We start from the raw sequence: 20,558 nt of genomic DNA, 5'->3' as shown, positions 1-20,558 counted from the left end.
GAGTCCGTCATGCGTCGTCTGTTGCTCGCTTTGCCGTTTGCCCTGTTGCCGCTGGCCGCTGCCCATGCGGTTGATGAGCACGATCACGATCATGAGCACGGCAGCCTCGGCGCTCACGAACATGGCGTGGGTCGGCTGAACGCCGCGCTCGACGGTCAGACCCTGGAGCTGGAGCTGGAAAGCCCGGCGATGAATCTGGTGGGTTTTGAACATGCGGCCACGTCGGACGCCGACAAGGCCAAAGTCGCTGCCGCTCGTGCGCAACTGGAAAAACCATTGGCCCTGTTCAGCCTGCCCGCTGCGGCCGGTTGCAAGGTGGTCAGCCAGGAACTGGAAAGCCCGCTGTTCGGCGACAAGCCGGACGCCGATGATCACGACGAAGATGAAGCGGACAAGGACGGTCACGAGCATCACCACGACCACAGCGAAATCCACGCGCATTACCAATTCAACTGCGCCACACCGGGGGCACTGAGCACGCTGAACCTGACAAACATCTTCAAGACCTTCCCGGCGACGCAGAAGATTCAGGTACAACTGATCAGCGCGACCGGCCAGCAAGGTACCGAAGTGACGACCAAGTCGGCTGCGCTGAAATTCTAGGATCCACCGAAATCCCCTGTGGGAGCGAGCCTGCTCGCGAAGGCGGCGTGTCAGCTGACATGTGGGTGTCTGACCCAGCGCTTTCGCGAGCAGGCTCGCTCCCACAGGGTTATGTGTTCACTTCATGAAAATCGGTGCCATGACCCAAGCACTCATCGAACTTTCCGACCTTGGCTTCAACTGGCCCGGTCACCCGCCGCTGCTGGACATCCCGGCGTTTCGTCTGGAAGCCGGCGAAACCCTGTTTCTCAAAGGCCCCAGCGGCAGCGGCAAGACCACTCTGCTCGGCCTGCTTGGCGGGGTGCAGAAGCCCGGTCGCGGCAGCATTCGCCTGCTCGGCCAGGAGCTGACCGAGCTGTCTGCCGGCAAGCGCGATACGTTTCGTGTCGATCACACCGGCTACATTTTCCAGCAATTCAACCTGTTGCCGTTTCTCTCGGTGCGCGAGAACGTTGAGTTGCCGTGTCACTTCTCGAAACTGCGCGCGCAACGGGCGAAACAGCGCCACGGCAGCGTCGATCAGGCCGCCGCCACCCTGCTCGCGCACTTGGGTCTGAAAGACGAAAGCATCCTCAGCCGCCGCGCCGACTCGCTGTCCATCGGCCAGCAACAACGGGTCGCTGCCGCCCGCGCGTTGATCGGCCAACCGGAACTGGTGATCGCCGACGAACCGACGTCGGCACTGGATTACGACGCCCGCGAGAACTTCATTCGCCTGCTGTTTGCCGAGTGTCGCGAGGCCGGATCGAGTCTGTTGTTCGTCAGCCACGACCAGAGCCTGGCGCCGCTGTTCGACCGTCATCTGTCCCTGGCCGAACTCAATCGCGCCGCCACGTCCGCCGAGGTCTGAGATGTATCTGTTTCGTCTGGCCATGGCCAGCCTGGCCAACCGCCGTTTCACCGCATTGCTCACCGCCTTCGCCATTGCTCTTTCGGTGTGCCTGCTGCTCGCCGTCGAGCGTGTGCGCACCGAAGCCAAGGCGAGTTTCGCCAGCACCATCAGCGGTACTGACCTGATCGTCGGTGCTCGTTCGGGGTCGGTAAACCTGCTGCTGTATTCGGTGTTCCGCATCGGCAACGCTACCAACAACATCCGTTGGGACAGCTTTGAACACTTCGCCAACAATCCGAAAGTGAAGTGGGCAATCCCCATGTCCCTCGGCGATTCCCATCGCGGCTATCGCGTGATGGGCACCACCGAAGCCTACTTCGAGCACTACCAGTACGGGCGCCAGCAACACTTGGCGCTGGCCGACGGTCGCGCGTTTGCCACCGATCCTTTCGAAGTGGTGCTCGGTGCCGAAGTCGCCGAAGCGCTGCACTACAAGCTCGGCGACAAACTGGTACTGGCCCACGGCGTGGCGGCGATCAGCCTGGTCAAGCACGACGACAAACCCTTCACCGTGGTCGGCATTCTCCAGCGTACCGGCACGCCGGTGGACCGCACGTTGCACATCAGCCTCGGCGGCATGGAGGCGATTCACATCGACTGGCACAACGGTGTGCCGGCGCGCGGCAACGGGCGGATCAGCGCTGATCAGGCGCGCAACATGGACCTGACCCCGCAAGCGATCACCGCGTTCATGCTCGGCCTCAACAGCAAGATTTCCACCTTTGCCTTGCAGCGCGAGATCAACGAGTACCGTGGCGAACCGATGCTGGCGATCCTGCCGGGCGTGGCCTTGCAGGAATTGTGGAGCCTGATGAGTACGGCCGAGAAAGCCTTGTTCGTGGTCTCGCTGTTCGTTGTGCTGACGGGGCTGATCGGCATGCTCACGGCGATTCTCACCAGCCTCAACGAACGTCGCCGGGAGATGGCGATTCTGCGTTCGGTGGGGGCGCGGCCGTGGCACATCGCAAGTCTGCTGGTGCTGGAAGCTTTTGCCCTGGCGCTGACCGGGGTGATTGCCGGGCTGGCGTTGCTGTACATCGGCATCGCCGCTGCGCAAGGGTACGTGCAGGCCAATTACGGTTTGTATCTGCCGCTGGCATGGCCGAGCGAGTATGAATGGACGCTGCTCGGTGGCATTCTGGCGGCCGCGCTGCTGATGGGCAGCGTGCCGGCCTGGCGCGCGTATCGCCAATCATTGGCCGATGGCCTGTCGATCCGTTTATGAGGATGTTCACCATGCCCCGCGCCCTGCTTGCGCTGCTGATGCTGGTCGCCCTGCCCGTGTGGGCGGCGGCGCCGAAAGACCTGACCTGGTCGGAAATGATCCCGCCGGACGCCGCGCCGGAAGTACCCAACATGACCCCGCTGCACGACCTGTCGAAGATGGGCGACGCACTCTCCGCCGAGTCCGCACCAGCGGCCAAGCAGGACATGCCCAACGCACCGGTAGTGAAGAGCCTCGACGGGCAGAACATTCGCCTGCCCGGTTACATCGTGCCGCTGGAAGTCAGCGAAGAGGGGCGCACTACCGACTTTTTGCTGGTGCCGTATTTCGGCGCCTGCATCCACGTACCGCCACCGCCGTCGAACCAGATCGTCCATGTGAAAAGCGAACTGGGCGTGAAGCTTGATGAGCTGTATCAGCCGTACTGGGTTGAAGGACCGTTGCAGGTGAAAGCCTCGAGCAGTGAGCTGGCCGATGCCGGGTATCAGATGGAGGCGGAGAAGATTTATGCGTATGAACTGCCGGAGTAATTCCCGGTAGTTTTGTATTGGCTGGTCTATCGTCTTCGCGAGCAGGCTCGCTCCCACAGGTGATCACATTCCAAGGTGGGAGCGAGCCTGCTCGCGAATAGGCCCTCAAAGGTTCCACAAAACCCCGCCCCTTCACTGTTTCATTGAGCTGAGTCAAAACACCGTATCAGACGGCTTCGTACCCTAGGACATCGAATTTTTATGTCCTTTCGGAGCCCCCATGAACAAGTCCTTGCTCAGCGCCTCGCTGTTTGCCCTCGCGCTCGCAGCCCCGCTCGCCCACGCCCACGAAGCCGGTGACATCCTTGTGCGCGCTGGCGCGATCACCGTCAACCCGAAGGCCGACAGCTCCAGCGTCAAGGTCGACCAGGGTCCGCTGAGCGGCACCAATCTGGGCGGCAAGGCGACCATGAGCAGCGACACCCAACTGGGTCTGAACTTCGCCTACATGCTCACCAATAACATCGGTATCGAGCTGCTGGCAGCCACGCCGTTCGAGCATGACGTCAAGCTCAAGGGCACCGCCCTGCCCGCCGCCAACGGCAAGCTGGGCACCCTGAAACACCTGCCGCCGACCCTCAGCGTCGTCTACTACCCGCTGGATTCGAAATCGGCTTTCCAGCCGTATGTCGGCGGTGGCATCAACTACACCTGGATCTACGACGAACACGTCGGCAGCGAAGCCAGCGCCAACGGCTTCAGCAACTTCAAGGCGAAAAACTCCTGGGGTCTGGCCTGGCAGGTCGGCGCCGACTACATGATCACCGACAACATCATGCTCAACGCCCAGGTGCGCTATATCGATATCGATACCCGCGCGACCGTCGAGAACAACGCCGTCGCCCCCGGCACCCGCGCACGGGTGAATGTGGATGTCGATCCGTTCATCTACATGGTCGGTTTGGGCTATAAGTTCTAAGTCGATTTTTTACTGAACGTTCACGTGGTGGTGAATGAGGCTTGGTGGCGGGCAGGCACAGACCTGACGAAGACCGTACGCAGTCGATCGGGGGATAACATCCCCTCGCCACAGGGATAGCAATATTCCGGCCGTGAAAAAGGCGCCTGATGAAGGGCGCCTTTTTCATGTCCGAAAGCTTGTTTCATCCGCGCCCGAGCAACCGCGCCAAGCCCACACTCATCGGCGTCTGCGGCGGCATTTCGAAGCGCTGCAGCAAGCGTCGGTTATCGGCTCGCGAATGGCGGATATCACCCGAACGCGCCGGCCCGTAACTCACGGGCGGCAGTTCACCGACCACTGATTTCAATGTTTCGAGCATCTGCTTCAGGCTCATCGCCTGATTCCAGCCAACATTGACCGCGCCTTCCTGTACATCAGGCTTTTCCAGCGCCTGCACCAGCAAATCGACCAGATCACCGACATAGAGGAAATCGCGAGTCTGCTCGCCATCGCCAAACACGGTGATCGGCAAACCCTTCGAGGCGCGCTCGCTGAAAATGCTGATCACCCCGGAATACGGCGAGGACGGATCCTGGCGGGGGCCGAAGATGTTGAAGAAGCGAAAAATTGCCGGTTCCAGGCCATGCTGGCGACGGTAGAAATCGAAGTACTGCTCACCGGCCAGTTTGTCCGAGGCATAGGGTGTCAGCGGCGCTTTTGGCGTGTTTTCATCAATCGACTCGCCCTCGCCATTGTTGCCGTACACCGCCGCGCTGGAGGCATACACCACACGCTTGACCCCGGCCAGACGCATGGCTTCGCAGACATTCAGGGTGCCGATGAAATTGCTCTGGTGAGTTTTCACCGGATCGTCCACCGAGGCTTGCACCGAGGCCACGGCCGCCAGATGCGCGACGGCGCTGCAACCTTGCATGGCGCTGGCGACCAGGGCGGCATCGGCGACATCGCCCACCACCAGTTCGACCTTGGGATTGTCCAGCGGCAGGTTGCTGCGCTTGCCGGTCGACAGGTCGTCGAGCACGCGTACCGCATAGCCCTTGGCGAGCAAGGCATCGGTCAGGTGCGAGCCGATGAATCCGGCTCCGCCAGTGATTAGAACCGTTGCTTCAGCCATGTCGATAGAACCTGTCCAGTAAGCCTGGGAGTGCGGCACGCCAGGCGCGCGGCTTGATCCCGAAAGTGTGGAGAATTTTCTTGCAGGCCAGCACCGCGTGTTGCGGCTCTTCGGCGGCGTCCGGGCGCGCAGCGTGGGCCTGCGCGGTTGGAGCTTCGATCGCCAGCGGATGCAGGCTGCGTGCTTCGGTGAGAATCGCCTGGCCCAGCGCCAGCGGCGTGGTCGCTTCGTGGCCGGCGTAATGATAAGTGCCCCACAGCGGCGCGGCGCAGTCGAGTTGCTTGAGCACGGAGATGATCACTCGAGCGGCGTCATCGACCGGAGTCGGATTGCCGCGCCGATCATCGGCCAGCAACAACTCTTCGGGTTGTTCCGCACGGGCGAGGAAGCGTCCGAGGGTGCCGTCCGGACTGTCGTCGAGCAGCCAGCCAAACCGCAGCAATACATGTTGCGGGCAGGTCGCGCGCACGCTTTGCTCGATGCGCCACAAGGCCTGACCGCGCAGGCCCAGCGGCACCGGTTCGTCTTTTTCGCTGTAGGCCGTGGCCCGCGAGCCGTCGAACACGCGATAGCTCGACGGCTGCACGAGGACAATGTTGTGGTGCTGGCACAGTTCGGCCAGACGCTCGATGGCGCGTTCCTGACCGCTCATGCGGCTTTCGCTGACGCTCTCGGCCTGGAACCAGTCGAAATAGTAGGCGAGGTTGATCAACGCATCGGGACGGGTGTCGTCGAGCAGTTGGGTGAGGCTCGCGGCATCCCAGCCGTTTTCGGGCGGGCGGGGGGCGAGGAAACCGATGTCTTCTTCCGCACCGAGGCGAATCAGCGCCTGCCCAAGGGCATTTCCGCCGCCCAGTAACATAAGGCGCATTCGCATAGAGTCAGCAGGCCCAGTCTGATTGGAACGATGGCTTTGGCGACGGTTCTCGTGGAACCGTCGTCGATAATTGCCGGAATCGTTGCATTTTGCGGGTTTAGTGCGCAACCGTCATCCGTAAAGTGTAGATCCGCGAATTTGCGGCGTCCTGACCGGCCCCTTCGCGAGCAGGCTCGCTCCCAAAGGGGACCGGTTCCAAGGTGGGAGCGAGCCTGCTCGCGAAGGCGTCCGAACGGTACTTGCATCTTCCCGCCCCCGCCCGCATAACTTCAGTCATGAATCTGCCCCTCCCCGCCAACAATGCGCTGGCCGGTTTTCACCCCGCCGTCAGCGCCTGGTTCAACAAGACTTTCCCGGCGGTCACCGCCGCTCAGGCCCGTGCGTGGCCGTTGATCCGCCAGCGCCGGTCGACGCTGATCGCCGCGCCCACTGGCTCGGGCAAAACCCTGACCGCGTTCCTCGCCGTGCTTGATGAGCTTGTCCATCGAGGTCTGGAACAGCCCGATGGTCTGCCCGCCGAAACCCTGGTGGTCTATGTCTCACCGCTGAAGGCACTGTCCAACGACATTCAGATCAATCTGCAGAACCCGCTCGCTGGCATCACTGCGCAATTGCGCGAAATGGGCCTGCCGGAGCTGACCATCACTGCCGCCGTACGAACCGGCGACACGCCGCAGAAAGACCGCGCCGCCATGCGCAAGAGCGCGCCGCACATTCTGGTCACCACCCCGGAATCGCTGTACGTGCTGCTCGGCTCGGAATCCGGGCGCAAGATGCTCGGCACCACGCGCACGGTGATCATCGACGAAATCCACGCCATGGCCGCCGGCAAGCGCGGCAGTCATCTGTCCTTGAGCCTTGAACGACTGCAAGCGTTGTGCGCCGAACCGCTGACCCGCATCGGCCTGTCCGCCACGCAGAAACCGGTAGAAGCCGTGGCGCAATTCCTGGTCGGTCACGATCGCCCCTGCGAAATCGTCGACATTGGCCACGCCCGCCCTCGGGATCTGGGTATCGAAGTGCCGCCGGTGCCGTTGTCGGCGGTGATGGCCAACGATGTCTGGGAACTGGTGTACGAGCGCCTCGCCGAACTCGCCCGCGAGCACCGCACCACACTGATTTTCGTCAACACCCGACGCCTTGCCGAGCGCCTCAGCCGGCATCTGAGCGAACGCCTCGGCAAGCAGGCCGTGGCTGCGCACCACGGCAGCCTGGCCAAGGAGTTTCGCCTCGACGCCGAACAACGGCTCAAGCGCGGCGAGCTGCAAGTGCTGATCGCCACTGCATCACTGGAACTGGGCATCGATATCGGTGAAGTCGACCTGGTCTGCCAGATCAGTTCGCCGCGTTCGATTGCTGCGTTTCTGCAACGGGTCGGTCGCTCCGGACACCAGGTCGGCGGCACGCCCAAGGGGCGTTTGTTCGCCACCACCCGCGACGATCTGATCGAATGCGCCGCCCTGCTCGACTGCGTGCGTCGGGGCGAGCTCGATACGCTGCACATTCCGGAAAAACCGCTGGACGTGCTGGCGCAGCAGATCATTGCCGAGGTCAGTTGCCAGGAGTGGTCGGAGGACGCATTGCTGGCGATGTTCCGCCGAGCCTGGCCGTATCGCGACCTCGATGAAAAACACTATCAGGCCCTGCTGAGCATGCTCGCCGAGGGTTACAACGGCCGCCAAGGCATCCGCAGCGCCTACCTGCACCGCGATGCCGTCAGTCGCACCTTGCGTGGCCGGCGTGGCGCGCAACTGACCGCCGTGACCAGTGGCGGCACCATCCCGGACAACGCCGACTACAGCGTGCTGCTCGAACCCCAGGGTTTGAACATCGGCAGCGTCAACGAAGACTTCGCCGTGGAAAGTATCGCCGGCGACGTGTTCCAGCTCGGCAATACCTCGTACCGCATCCTGCGGGTGGAAAGCGGCAAAGTGCGCGTCGAGGATGCGCAGGGCATGCCGCCGACCATTCCGTTCTGGCTCGGCGAAGCGCCGGGGCGCAGTGATGAACTGTCGGCGGCCGTCGCGCGCCTGCAAGCGCAGCTGGACGAATTGCTCAGCGCCAGTCCCGGTAATCTGCAACCGGCGCTCGACTGGCTGACCACCACACTCGGCCTCAACCTCGCCAGCGCCGAGCAACTGGTCGAATATCTGGCGCGCGCGCGGCAAACCCTCGGCGCCCTGCCCTCGCAGGACACGCTGTTGATGGAGCGGTTTTTCGACGAGTCCGGCGGCACCCAATTGATCATTCACACGCCGTTCGGCAGCCGCATCAACCGCGCCTGGGGGTTGGCGCTGCGCAAGCGTTTCTGCCGCACCTTCAACTTCGAGTTGCAGGCCGCCGCCAGCGAAGACGCGATCGTGCTGTCGCTGTCCACCAGTCACAGCTTCGAGCTCGACGAAGTCTGGCGTTACCTGCACAGCAACAGCGCTGAACACACGCTCATTCAAGCCGTGCTTGATGCTCCGTTGTTCGGCGTGCGCTGGCGCTGGAATGCCGGAGTGGCGCTGGCGTTGCCGCGTTTTACCGGCGGGCGCAAAGTCGCTCCGCAACTGCAACGGATGAAAAGCGAAGACCTGATCGCCAGCGTCTTCCCCGACCAGATCGCCTGCCTGGAAAACCTCGCCGGCGAGCGTGAAGTCCCAGAACATCCGCTGGTGGAACAGACCCTCGACGATTGCCTGCACGAAGCGATGGACAGCGAAGGCTGGCTGACCCTGCTGCGGCGCATGGAGCGTGGCGAGGTGCGCTTGATCGCCCGTGATCTGCCGGCACCGTCGCCGCTGGCGGCAGAAATCCTCAGCGCCCGGCCGTACACGTTTCTCGACGACGCGCCGCTGGAGGAACGCCGCACGCAAGCGGTGATTAATCGACGCTGGAGCGATCCGCAGTCGACGGATGATCTCGGCGCACTCGATGCCGATGCGATCACCGCAGTGCGCGAAGAAGCCTGGCCGTCGCCCAACTCCCTGGATGAGATGCATGAAGCGCTGATGAGCCTCGCCTGCATCAGCGACGCCGAAGCCCGCGCCAACGCGGGTTGGCCGGACTGGCTGCAAACGCTGATGGCCAGCGGCCGCGCCTGCCTGTTGCAGATCGACGCCGAGCATCAGTTATGGCTGGCCCGCGAACGCTTGAGTTGCCTGCAAGCACTTTATCCACAGGCGACGTTGGCAAGCGCAGCAGTCGCGCTGCCCGGCTTCGACGACACGTGGGCATTCGATGAGGCGTTGGTCGAAGTGATCCGCGCCCGCCTCGGCGCCTTTGGGCCGATCCCGTTGCCCGCCATCGCCGAACCGCTCGCGCTGCCAGCCGCGCAAGTCAATCAGGCCCTCGCGCAACTGGAACGCGAAGGCTATGTGTTGCGCGGCCAGTTCACGCCGATCAGCGCGATTGAAGAATGGTGCGAACGCCATCTGCTGGCGCGCATCCATCGCTACACGGTCAAGCGCCTGCGCCGGGAAATCGAACCGGTGGCATTGCAGGACTTCATGCGTTTTCTGTTCGACTGGCAGCATCTGACGCCGGCCACCCAAGGTCAGGGCAGTGCGGTGCTGCCGGCGATTGTCGGCCAATTCGAAGGCTACCCGGCGGCAGCTTCGGCGTGGGACAGCGACATCCTGCCGGCCCGCCTCAAGGACTATTCGCCGAGCTGGCTGGATGAACTGTGCCGCAACGGCAAACTGGTGTGGACGCGCATCAATGCGCGGCAGAAGGTCAGCGGCTCGGCATTGCGCAGTACGCCGATCGTGCTGCTGCCGCGCAGCCAAGTGGGTCTGTGGAGTGCATTGGCAGAACAGACACCAGTGAGCGAGTTATCGCCGAAAACACAGAAAGTCTTCGAGGCGCTGAGTCAGCATGGCGCGCTGTTTTTCGATGAGTTGATTCATGAAGCGCGCCTGTTGCGCAGCGAACTGGAAATCGCCTTGCAGGAACTGGTCGCCGCAGGTTTGGTGAATGCCGACAGCTTCGCCGGCTTGCGTGCGCTAATCACTCCTGCAAGCAAGCGCCAGCAGCGCAGTAGCCGACGCGGGCGCGGCGCGTTTATCGGCGGCATGGACGATGCCGGGCGCTGGGCATTGCTGCGCCGGGGTTCGTCAGCCGATGCCGCCGAGACACTCGAACACGTCGCCATGACCCTGCTGGACCGCTACGGCGTGGTGTTTTGGCGCTTGCTGGAACGCGAAGCGGACTGGCTGCCGAGCTGGCGGGAATTGCTGCGCACCTTTCATCGTCTGGAAGCGCGGGGCGAGATTCGTGGCGGGCGGTTTGTCAGTGGTCTGGCTGGCGAGCAATTCGCCCTGCCCGAAGCCATTCCCTTGCTGCGCGAAGTACGCCGACGCCCGCAGGACGGCAGCCTGGTGGCGGTGTGTGGGGTTGATCCATTGAATCTGGCCGGGACGTTGTTGCCCGGGGTGAAAGTGCCGGCGCTGGTGAGCAATCGGCTGGTTTATCGCGATGGGGTGGCGGTGGCGGCGGTGATTGCCGGCAAGCAGCAGGTTTGGGTAGAGCTGGATCCGATAGCCATGGGACAACTGCATGCCAAGCTGATCCGGCATTGAGAGTGTTCGCACCGGCGTCTTCGCGAGCAGGCTCGCTCCCACAGTCCAATCCCGTTTCCCCTGTGGGAGCGAGCCTGCTCGCGAATGGCCGGCCCTGCACCCCAAAATCATGCTTCAGGTCCGCGACTCCTGCGGCACCTCACCCGCAACCACCGCCCCCTCCTCCTGCCGCTTCGGCAATAACACCTGCTGTGGATAAGTCTGCGCAAAATGCACATTCGGTGTGTTATCCACAAGCTTCTTCAAGCGCTGGTTGAACGCGCGGCTCACCGCATATTGCCCACCGGACACCGTGCGGAATTGCGCCGTCAAGACCACGCCGTTGAGATCCATTTTGTCCACGCCAAACACATCCAGTGGCCCTTGCAGGTTGTACTTGAGGAACGGGTCTTCGCGGATCGAATCGCCGGCCTCGCGGATCAGCTCGATGGCTCTGTCGACATCGGTGTCGTAGGTGAACTGCACCGAGAAGAATGCGAAGGCGAACTGGCGTGATTGGTTGGTCACAGCCTTGATCTGGCCGAACGGCACTGAATGCACAAAACCCTTGCCGTCGCGCAGGCGCAAGGTGCGAATGGTCAGGCCTTCCACCGTGCCAGCGTGGCCGGAATCGAGCACCACCCAGTCGCCGATCGACAGGGTGTCTTCGATGATGATGAACAGCCCGGTGATGACGTCCTGCACCAGTTGCTGCGAACCGAAACCGATCGCCAGACCGACCACGCCCGCACCGGCCAGTAGCGGCGCGACGTTGATGCCGAGGTTGGCCATGGTGGTAATCGCGCAGATCACCACGAGGATGATTTTGATCGCATTGCGCAGCAGCGGCAGGATGGTTTTCACCCGCGTGCTCGGCTGGCGTGCCGCGCGTTTGCTCAGCGGCGGTTTCAGCGCTTCCTGAATCGCCGTGTCGAGCACCACCCACAGCAGCCATGTCACCAGGAAGATCAGGCCGATGCTGCTCAAGGCATTGCTGATCGCCCGGCCGACCGTGCTGCTCTGGGCGAAATCGAGCAACGACACGCCCCAGATCCGCCCGAGAATATCGATGAACACAATCGCCATGACAATCCGCAGCAACGCATGCAACAGGCTGAGAAAACGTTCCTTGTAGGCACTGCTGCGCTGGATCGCCTCGGCTTTGCGCGACTTGAACAGGTGCTGCAACACCGTGCTGAGAAACACCGTGGTGATCAGCAGCACAGTGGTGAACAAGGCACAGCGCAGGGCTTTCTGATTGTCCTCGCCAATGCCGATCAGGCTGACTGCCGAGACCAGCACCATCAGCACGATAGGCCAGTACCACAACCCGGAAAATATCCGCAGCGACTCCTGCAGCGACGGTTGTTTCAAACGCTGGCTGAGCGGGCGATTGCGGATCAGATGTGCCACCGGCCGGCGCAGGCGAATCACCAGCAAACCGAAGATGACCGAGGCGATCAGCCCGGTGAACACGGCGATGCTGCTGGTGATATTGCCGCCCAATTGTCGGGCGATCTGCGGGCTGGTCAGGGCATCGCTGAGGGCGGCGAGAAAGCCGATCAGGAACAGCGGGCGCGGGCAGTATTCACGGATGATTCGCGCGGCGGCGCGCTTGTGGCCGACATTGAACATCACCACCACGCACAACAACATCGACGTGGAAAAGATGCCGCTGCTGGTGGCATAGGCCAGACACAGCGCCAGCGCACGGCCCACCGAAGCTTGCAGAAAATGGCTGACATACAGTGTCAGCGGCAGGCAGATCAGCGCCGGCACGGTGTACGGCAGCACGTAGCCGAGCAGATCCTGACTGCGCTGGCGGGTGCGCAACCAGCGGCCCTCACGCAGACGCTTGGCCAACAGACTGCCGAGCACGGTGAGCAGGGCGAAACTGCCCAGCCAGACTCCCGACAACGTGAGGAAATCCCCGGCCACGCTCCAGCCCGAGCGGTTCGACGGTTGCTTGACCAGCCGATCGACCTCATCCGCCGCGCGGTCGGCGCGCAGCCGCCAGGCATCGACCAGGTGTTCGTTGAGATCGAGTTTTTCCTGCACATCGTCGATGCTCGTACTGATCGCCCCAAGCAGACCGCCCTGCACCAGCGGTTCCGGTTCGGCGGGTTTTTCCGCCGTATCGGCGGCGGCCGGAACGCCTGGTAGCGCGGCGGCTTGCGATGCGTTGACGCCCAAGCACAGCAGCGCTCCCAGCAGAATGGCGATCCTGAAATTGCGCAAAGCTCCGATCTCCCGTGGCTGACCCTGGTAAGGAACTGATCGGTAATTGCGCGGCAAGTTCAGCGACCAGCGCCACACACATGCCCTGTGGGAGCGAGCCTGCTCGCGAAAACGTTGGGTCAGTCGATGGATCGTCTACTGACAGTCCGTATTCGCGAGCAGGCTCGCTCCCACAATGAATCGCAAGCAATTCCCAATCGCGACCGTCCGTAACACCACCGAAACTTTCCCGCACCCGCCGCAGTCATCACAGAACATCGGCAACACGAGGACTTTCTACGGGAGGATGGGATGGCGACGATTCACATCGGTATTTCAGGCTGGCGCTACGCCCCGTGGCGCGGGGATTTCTACCCGAAGGGACTGGCGCAGAAGCGCGAATTGCAGTTCGCCTCCCGCGCGGTCAACAGCATCGAAATCAATGGATCGTTCTACGCCCTGCAACGCCCTGAACGTTACGCCCAGTGGTACGCCGAAACCCCTGATGACTTCGTCTTCAGCGTCAAGGCGCCGCGCTTCATCACCCACGTGCGCCGCTTGCGCGAAATCGAAAAACCGCTAGCGAATTTCTTTGCCTCGGGTGTGCTGGAGCTGAAGGAAAAACTCGGGCCGATCCTCTGGCAGTTTCCGCCAAACTTCAAATTCGACGCCGAGCGTTTCGACCAGTTTCTCGCGCAACTGCCCCACGATACCCAAGCCGCAGCCGCCCTCGCCCGCCAGCACGATTCGCATCTGCCCGGCCATGCCAGCATCAAAGCCTGGCGCAAGAAGCCACTGCGCCATGCCGTGGAAATCCGCCATGAAAGTTTCATCGACCCGGAGTTCGTGCGCCTGCTCAAGCGCCATAACACCGCGCTGGTGGTCGCCGACACCGCCGGCAAATGGCCGTACCGCGAAGACCTCACCAGCGACTTCGTCTATCTGCGCCTGCACGGCGCCGAAGAACTCTACGCCAGCGGTTATTCCGAACAAGCGCTCAAGCGCTGGGCCGAGCGCATCGACGCCTGGCATCACGGTAAACAGCCAGAGGACGCCCACCTGATAGCGCCACGCCTGAAACCCCGCGCGCGCAAATCCCGCGAAGTATTCTGCTACTTCGACAACGACATCAAAGTCCGCGCGCCCTACGACGCACGCAACCTGTTGCAGCGCTTCGACCTCGATAAAGACCTCGCCACGACTCCCGGGCAAGTTGCCGCAGAAGGAGTTCTGTCATGAGCATTCCCGAACCGGTCGGTTTTACCGACGAAGGCTCCGTGGTTGCGCCCTCGGTGCGCACCTTCACCGTACTGACCGTCAACACGCACAAGGGCTTCACCGCGCTGAACCGGCGTTTCATTCTGCCGGAGCTGCGTGAAGCGGTGCGCAGCGTCGCCGCCGACGTGGTGTTTCTGCAGGAAGTGCACGGCACGCACGAGCAGCATCCGAAACGCTACGACAACTGGCCGACGATGCCGCAATACGAATTTCTCGCCGACAGCCTCTGGCCGCAATTCGCCTACGGGCGCAACGCGGTGTATCCGGCGGGCGATCACGGCAATGCGCTGCTGTCGAAATTCCAGATCATCCGCCACGACAACCTCGATGTGTCGATCAGCGGCCATGAGAACCGCGGCCTGTTGCATTGCGTGCTGCGCCTGCCCGGAGACGGCACCGAAGTGCATGCGATCTGCGTGCATCTGGGCCTGCGCGAGAGCCACCGCAACGCGCAACTGGATCTGCTGATGCAACGTCTCGCTGAATTGCCCGCCGATGCCCCGGTGATCGTCGCTGGCGATTTCAACGACTGGCGCCAGCGTGCCGATGCGCAGCTCAAGCCCTGTGGCCTGCGCGAAGTGTTCGCCGAGCAGTACGGCAAACCCGCGCGCAGTTTTCCCGCGCGGCTGCCAGCGCTACGACTCGACCGCATCTACGTACGCAACCTCAAGGCCAGCCGGCCAAAAGTATTGACCAACCGGCCCTGGTCCCACCTTTCCGACCACGCACCGTTATCGGTGGAGATTGAACTATGAACAGTGCGCCACTGGAAAAATCCGCCGTCGACCCGGTCCCGCTGAATCCGCCGGTGCGCGAGCCCGGCCACGTTGACGTCGAGTATCAATGGCACAGCAACAACCGCGTAGAGCTGCTGGAGAACGGCGAGGAATATTTCCCCCGCGTGTTCGAAGCTATGCGCGCAGCCAAGAGCGAGATCCTGCTGGAGACTTTCATCGTTTTCGAAGACAAGGTCGGCGCCGAGTTGCAGCAGATCCTCATCGAAGCCGCCCAGCGCGGCGTGCGCACCACGGTCAGCCTCGACGGCTTCGGCTGTGGCGAGCTGAGCACTGGCTATCTGTCGGCCTTGAGCGATGCCGGCGTGCACTTGCAGATCTTCGATCCGGCGCCGAAGCACCTAGGCATCCGCACCAACTGGTTCCGCCGCTTGCACCGCAAGATCGTGGTGGTCGACGGCTTGATCGCGTTCATCGGCGGGATCAACTTTTCCGGCGATCACCTAGCCGACTTCGGCCCTGAAGCCAAGCAGGATTATTCGGTGAAGATCCAGGGCCCGGTGGTCGCCGATATCCATCACTTCGCCCTGCTGCAAAGCGGTCGTCCCGGACGCGCGCGGTTCTGGTGGCAGCGCCGGCGCCAGCGTCTGGAGGAAATGGCCTTCACCGACCACGACGGCCAGGTGCGCCTGGTGTTCCGCGATAACGATCAACACAACACCGATATCGAAGACGTGTATTTGCAGGTGCTGCGCAAGGCCAAGCGCCGGGTAATCATCGCCAACGCCTACTTCTTTCCCGGCTACCGTTTGCTGCGCGAAATCCGCAACGCCGCCCGCCGTGGCGTCGAGGTGCGGCTGATCCTGCAGGGCCAGCCGGACATGCTCGTGGCGAAACTGGCGGCGCGCATGACCTACGATTATCTGCTGCGTGCCGGCGTGCAGATCCACGAATACTGCCAGCGCCCGCTGCACGGCAAGGTCGCGCTGGTCGACGATGACTGGAGCACCGTGGGCTCGAGCAATCTCGACCCGCTGAGCCTGTCGCTGAATCTGGAAGCCAACGTGCTGATCCGCGATCGAGCGTTCAATCAGCACCTGTACGAACGCCTCGAAGACCTCAGCCAGAACCACTGCAAAGCCATGGACGCCAAACTCTTGCCGCGTGGGCGCATCTGGCACATGACCGTGGGTTTTCTGGTGTTCCACTTCCTGCGGCACTTTCCGGCCATGGCCGGTTGGCTGCCGGCGCATAAACCGCGTCTGAAGCCTTTCCGAGGTGCGCGTCCATGAGTCATTCCGAAGTGCACTCCGATAGCCATTCGGCACAAGCGGCGCCGTCGAAATGGAGCCGCTGGAAACGTCCGCTGACCATCCTGTTTTTCCTCGCGCTGATCGTCCTGCTGACGATGTTCGCCACCCGCATCGAATGGGCCGAGGTGCTGGAGACCCTCGCCGATTTCAAGGTGCGCACGCTGATCATCGCCGCCAGCCTGACCCTGCTGAGTTTTCTGGTGTACGCCAGTTTCGACCTGATCGGCCGCACCTACATTCGTCAGGACCTGACCTGGAAGCAGATCCTGCCGGTGGGCATCATCAGCTACGCCTTCAACCTCAATCTCAGCGCCTGGGTCGGCGGCATCGCCATGCGCTATCGCCTGTATTCGCGGCTGGGCGTGAGCAAAGGCAACATCGCCAAGATTCTTGGCCTGAGCCTGGCGACCAACTGGTTCGGCTACATGACCATCGCAGGCGTAGTGTTCAGCAGCGGTCTGGTGACGATGCCGCCGGGCTGGAAGCTCAGCAGTTCGGCCTTGCAACTGGTCGGTGTGTTATTGCTGCTGGTCAGCGCCGGCTATCTGGCGGCGTGTCAGTTTTCCAAGCGCCGCGAGTGGTCGATTCGCGGCGTGGAAATCAACCTGCCATCGCTGCGCATGGCGGTGCTGCAATTGCTTTTGGGCGCGTTGAACTGGTCGCTGATGGCGGCGGTGATCTTCACTCTGCTGCCGAGCAAACTGGATTATCCGCTGGTGCTCGGCGTGCTGTTGATCAGCGCGATTGCCGGGGTCATCACGCACATTCCGGCGGGGCTGGGTGTGCTTGAGGCAGTGTTCGTGGCGCTGCTGCAGCACGAGGCATCGCGCGGCAGTCTGGTCGCGGGATTGCTGGCGTATCGGGCGATTTATTTTCTGCTGCCGCTGTTGATTACGGTGGTGATGTATCTGGTGGTGGAAGCCAAGGCCAAGGCCTTGCGGATTGAGAAGAAACCGTCCTGACCAGGCATTGCTGCTGATGGCCCTTTCGCGAGCAGGCTCGCTCCCACATTTGAAATGCGTTCAACCTGTGGGAGCGAGCCTGCTCGCGAAGGGGGCCGGTACACGCGACAGATCATCTGGATTGGATAATGCTCAACCGCTCCCCCACCACCATCTCGGTAATCCAGTCCACCAGAATCGAGGTGTAGGCCTGCTGCGACACCGGGTCACTCAACGCGTGATCCGCGCCATCGATGATCCGGTGGGTCAACGAGTGGGTCTGCTGACACGCGGCGCGGTAACTCATGATCGTCGCGTGGGGCACGAAATCGTCGGTTTCCGATTCCACCAACAGCACGTCGCCGGTGAATTGCGAGCAGGCATGCAGGGCGCGATTGCTGTCGGCGCGCACCAGCGTGCCGCGATAATCGCGCAGGTCGGCCTTGTCCAGATCGCGCTTGGGCGTGTGCCATTGCTCGTCGCGGTACAGCGCCGGCACGCGCAGCGCCAGCCAGCGCACCGGGCGCAATGAGGTCAGGATCGAGGCCAGATAGCCGCCATAACTGGTGCCGACCACGGCGATCGCCGAAGTGTCGAGGGCCGGGTGCGCCAGCAAGCGATCGTAGGCCGCCAGCAAATCACGCAGATTGTCTTCACGGGTCACCCGGGTCAGCGGGATTCCGGTGCCGCCGGTGTGCCCGCGCAGGTCGAAAGTCAGGCATACGCAACCCAGGCCGGCGATGCCTTTGGCCCGTTCCAGATCACGTTCCTGACTGCCGCCCCAACCGTGCACAAACAACACCCCCGGGACCTTCGATTTGGGACTGAGAAAAGTCCCGCTCATCTGTTCGTCATCAATGTCGATTTGAATGCTTTCGCTTCTAGCCGTCATAGGATTGGACCGTTACGTATTTGAGAAGAAACGCGCTGTTTTCCGCCGGGCCGCGATAGACCTCGATGGCGTCCGCCGGCAGCGCCTGATCGGTATAGGTTTCCACCGACGACACGCGAATCGCGCGCATCTGTGGATCGTTGACGAAGCTTTGCAGCGCCGCCACTTCGGCGCTGCTGGCACCGCCCATGCGCCAGGATTGTTCGAGCACGCCGCTGCGCGGGTTGTCGCTGGCGTCGAGGCCCTGGGCGATATCGTAATTGCGCCGCGAGGCGAAGAAGCGCGGGTAGGCTTCGTTGGCGGCACTGTCGAAGACCTGCGCCTGCTCGATGGCCAGACGCACATCATCAGGCAGATCCAGCGCGAGCAATTGGTCATAGCCGCCCTGCACCACCAGCAAATTCGAACCGCCGTAGACCTCTTCGCCCTCGCCGTCCTCGGTCAAGTATTGATCACCGCAATAGCTCAACACTTTGCCGCCGATGAACGACTGGCCGACGCTGTGGGTGACGACGTTGCTCAAGTCCTGCTCCAGCACTACGCCGTCGCTGAACAGGCTTTGCGACTCGGGCCGCACGAGGATCTCATCGAACGCGTCGAGGCTTTTGATCACTTCCTGACCGCGCCCGGCGCAAGCGTGAATCGGCTTCAAGCGAATCGGCCCGGCGTACAGCAGATGTTCGGCGGCAGGCCGTGCATCTTCCAGGGCAAATACGCTGAGACCGTCGAGCACAACGTTGCGCACCCGTTCCGAAAACAGCGGCGACCAGCCCTGCGGCGCGTGCGCCAGATGACTGCGCAAACCGTGGCTGATGGCTTTGGTGCAGATGAAATCGTATTCGACGTAACCGCCCCACAAGTCATCGGGGCCTTTGATGCCCAGCGCTTGAGCGTGGGCGGCGCCAACGATGGTTTGCGTTGGCAGCAGATACAGCTCGCGGCCCTGATGTTTGGCCGGATCGTAACTGCCGCCGAATTTGCAGCCGAGAATCTGCGCCATCCAACGCGCCAGAGCCTTGTTGGTCTCGACTTCATGTTGCGGCGCCTCGGCACGCACCGAATGGGCCACGACGATTTTGTTGCTGGGTGTCGGGGTCATGCGTTCCCCTTGCATCAGTCGATGGGTTCACTCAGGGAATTTGCAGAGATCAGGCCAATGAGCAATCGGCCGCAATCGCCCGGTTAACAGGCGTTTGCCTGATAAGTGCTGGCATCACGCCCGTTTCAAACTGCACGACAGCGCGCAAAACTCCGGCAAATTGCACGATCCGTGGTCTTGTGCAAAAACCTGTGGGAGCTGGCTTGCCAGCGATGGCGGTGGATCAGTCACCTGTTTTGCAACTGATTGATCGCATCGCTGGCAAGCCAGCTCCCACAGGGTTACTCCAGTGCTCAGGCTACCGCGTCAGACCAAACCGCCCCCGGTACTCACTCGGCCCCAACCCGGTAATCTTCTTGAAGATCGCACGAAACGCGCCCGGATCCTGATAGCCCACCGTCCAGGCAATATGGTCGATCGTGCCATTGGTGAACTCGAGCATTTCTCGCGCTTTGCCAACCCGAAGGTGCTGGTAATATTCGGTCGGTTTCAAGCCTGTAGCGGCGCGGAATCGGCGCAGGAAAGTGCGTTCTTCAAGGCCCGCGCGCTCGGCCATCGCGTTCAGCGAAACATCCGTCGCCCCGGTGCTTTGCAGCCAGTGCTGGACCTTGAGAATCGACGCGTCGCCATGGCTGAGGATCGGCGCGAAATTGCTCCCGCATTTACTGGCGCTGTCGCTGTGTTCCATCACCAGAAAACGCGCGGTCGCGGTGGCGATGCTCGGGCCGAGCAAGCGATCGACCAGGCGCAGTCCCAGTTCGGACCAGGCCATCAGCCCGGCCGTGGTGATCAGGTCGCCGTCGTCGACAATCGGCGTGTCGGCCTTCAGTTTGATCTTCGGGTAACGCTCGGCAAACGCCTGGGCCGAGGTCCAGTGGGTGGTGGCGCTGCGACCGTCGAGCAAGCCGCTTTCAGCGAGCATCAACGAGCCCACACAAACACCACCGAGGGTCGCGCCGTGTGCATGCTGATCGCGCAGCCATTGCGCAAGACTCGCGGTCATCTGCGCCGCATCGAACCCGCCGAGAGACGGCGGAATCAGCACGGCAAGCAAAACGTCCTCGTCGCCCGGATGACTGTCGTAAACCCGCGTCGGCAACTGCTCGCCCTCGACCTGCCAGTGACTGACCCGCAGCAAGGGCAATTGCACAGCCTGATACTCGGCGGCGATGCGGTTGGCCACGGCGAACAGGTCGGTCAGACCGTGCACCGCCGCCAGTTGCGCGCCGGGGTAAATCAGCACGCCCAGCTCAGCGGTGGCGGCTCTTTGTGCAGCCATTGTCAGTTTTCCCCCGTTTATTGTCGGTGCGGCCAATCCTCGAATCTTCGGCCAGCGTCAATACTGAGACCACACCCAATCACTGCCTCGAGGACAATCCC

General features: G+C 62.3%; 16 protein-coding genes. 10 read left to right on the top strand and 6 right to left on the bottom strand.

The genetic code is table 11. From position 1 onward, the window contains the following. The first annotated feature begins 9 nt into the window (after positions 1–9). The 5 genes from J5M66_RS10095 to J5M66_RS10075 all read left to right on the top strand — a co-directional run bounded on the left by J5M66_RS10095 (position 10) and on the right by J5M66_RS10075 (position 4,169). A complete protein-coding gene (locus tag J5M66_RS10095) occupies positions 10–603 on the top strand; it encodes a DUF2796 domain-containing protein (RefSeq protein ID WP_207808235.1) in 594 nt (197 codons plus the stop codon). 139 nt (positions 604–742) lie between these two features. Next, entirely contained in the window at positions 743–1,453 is a 711-nt protein-coding gene (locus J5M66_RS10090; protein WP_041477850.1) for an ABC transporter ATP-binding protein, read from the top strand. A 1-nt stretch (position 1,454) separates the two neighbouring features. Then, the gene (locus J5M66_RS10085) at positions 1,455–2,720 is read left to right on the top strand and encodes an ABC transporter permease (RefSeq protein WP_071173729.1); all 1,266 of its coding nucleotides are present in this window, start codon (positions 1,455–1,457) and stop codon (positions 2,718–2,720) included. An 11-nt stretch (positions 2,721–2,731) separates the two neighbouring features. Then, positions 2,732–3,250 (top strand): DUF3299 domain-containing protein, encoded by a 519-nt coding sequence (locus tag J5M66_RS10080; RefSeq protein ID WP_024014502.1) that lies wholly within the window; start codon positions 2,732–2,734, stop codon positions 3,248–3,250. A gap of 220 nt (positions 3,251–3,470) precedes the next feature. Next, positions 3,471–4,169, top strand: coding sequence for an OmpW family outer membrane protein (locus J5M66_RS10075; protein WP_016772968.1), 699 nt, complete (start codon positions 3,471–3,473; stop codon positions 4,167–4,169). A gap of 184 nt (positions 4,170–4,353) precedes the next feature. On the opposite strand, the gene J5M66_RS10070 is transcribed toward J5M66_RS10075, so the two are convergent. Together J5M66_RS10070 and J5M66_RS10065 are read right to left on the bottom strand one after the other, a co-directional pair. Next, positions 4,354–5,286, bottom strand: coding sequence for an NAD-dependent epimerase/dehydratase family protein (locus J5M66_RS10070; protein WP_207808236.1), 933 nt, complete (start codon positions 5,284–5,286; stop codon positions 4,354–4,356). Then, on the bottom strand, positions 5,279–6,163 hold the full coding sequence (locus J5M66_RS10065) for a sugar nucleotide-binding protein (protein ID WP_038860943.1): 885 nt from the start codon (positions 6,161–6,163) through the stop codon (positions 5,279–5,281). Before J5M66_RS10065 ends, J5M66_RS10070 begins: the two co-directional genes overlap by 8 nt. A gap of 275 nt (positions 6,164–6,438) precedes the next feature. Here J5M66_RS10065 and J5M66_RS10060 point away from each other — a divergent pair, with 275 nt between their 5' ends. Next, on the top strand, positions 6,439–10,725 hold the full coding sequence (locus tag J5M66_RS10060; RefSeq protein WP_207809710.1) for a DEAD/DEAH box helicase: 4,287 nt from the start codon (positions 6,439–6,441) through the stop codon (positions 10,723–10,725). Positions 10,726–10,839: 114 nt separating this feature from the next. Here the strand turns inward: J5M66_RS10060 and J5M66_RS10055 are convergent, their stop codons facing one another. Next, positions 10,840–12,942 (bottom strand): mechanosensitive ion channel family protein, encoded by a 2,103-nt coding sequence (locus J5M66_RS10055; RefSeq protein WP_207809712.1) that lies wholly within the window; start codon positions 12,940–12,942, stop codon positions 10,840–10,842. Positions 12,943–13,233: 291 nt separating this feature from the next. Between J5M66_RS10055 and J5M66_RS10050 the strand changes: the two genes are divergently transcribed. The 4 genes from J5M66_RS10050 to J5M66_RS10035 are packed head-to-tail and all read left to right on the top strand — an operon-like array spanning position 13,234 to position 17,208. After that, positions 13,234–14,160 (top strand): DUF72 domain-containing protein, encoded by a 927-nt coding sequence (locus J5M66_RS10050; RefSeq protein WP_076564311.1) that lies wholly within the window; start codon positions 13,234–13,236, stop codon positions 14,158–14,160. Continuing rightward, positions 14,157–14,954, top strand: coding sequence for an endonuclease/exonuclease/phosphatase family protein (locus J5M66_RS10045; protein ID WP_056790768.1), 798 nt, complete (start codon positions 14,157–14,159; stop codon positions 14,952–14,954). The genes J5M66_RS10050 and J5M66_RS10045 overlap by 4 nt, the downstream gene beginning before the upstream one ends. Further along, positions 14,951–16,225, top strand: coding sequence for a cardiolipin synthase ClsB (gene clsB / locus J5M66_RS10040; RefSeq protein WP_207809714.1), 1,275 nt, complete (start codon positions 14,951–14,953; stop codon positions 16,223–16,225). The genes J5M66_RS10045 and clsB overlap by 4 nt, the downstream gene beginning before the upstream one ends. After that, positions 16,222–17,208 carry a lysylphosphatidylglycerol synthase domain-containing protein gene (locus J5M66_RS10035; protein ID WP_024014510.1) on the top strand — a complete coding sequence of 329 codons (987 nt, stop codon included), beginning with the start codon at positions 16,222–16,224 and terminating at the stop codon, positions 17,206–17,208. The genes clsB and J5M66_RS10035 overlap by 4 nt, the downstream gene beginning before the upstream one ends. 112 nt (positions 17,209–17,320) lie before the next feature. On the opposite strand, the gene J5M66_RS10030 is transcribed toward J5M66_RS10035, so the two are convergent. From J5M66_RS10030 to J5M66_RS10020, 3 genes are all read right to left on the bottom strand, one after another. After that, positions 17,321–18,079, bottom strand: coding sequence for an alpha/beta fold hydrolase (locus J5M66_RS10030; protein WP_016772959.1), 759 nt, complete (start codon positions 18,077–18,079; stop codon positions 17,321–17,323). After that, complete coding sequence (locus tag J5M66_RS10025) at positions 18,069–19,178, bottom strand: DUF3182 family protein (protein ID WP_207809716.1); 1,110 nt, start codon at positions 19,176–19,178, stop codon at positions 18,069–18,071. The genes J5M66_RS10030 and J5M66_RS10025 overlap by 11 nt, the downstream gene beginning before the upstream one ends. A gap of 298 nt (positions 19,179–19,476) precedes the next feature. After that, a complete protein-coding gene (locus tag J5M66_RS10020) occupies positions 19,477–20,457 on the bottom strand; it encodes a GlxA family transcriptional regulator (protein ID WP_123443238.1) in 981 nt (326 codons plus the stop codon). Positions 20,458–20,558: the final 101 nt, after the last annotated feature.

It is taken from the genome of Pseudomonas sp. 67(2021) (assembly GCF_017491835.1).
Classification (GTDB): domain Bacteria; phylum Pseudomonadota; class Gammaproteobacteria; order Pseudomonadales; family Pseudomonadaceae; genus Aquipseudomonas; species Aquipseudomonas atacamensis.
The sequence above is the reverse complement of the archived record's forward strand: the minus strand, read 5'-3'. Positions and strand labels throughout refer to the sequence as shown.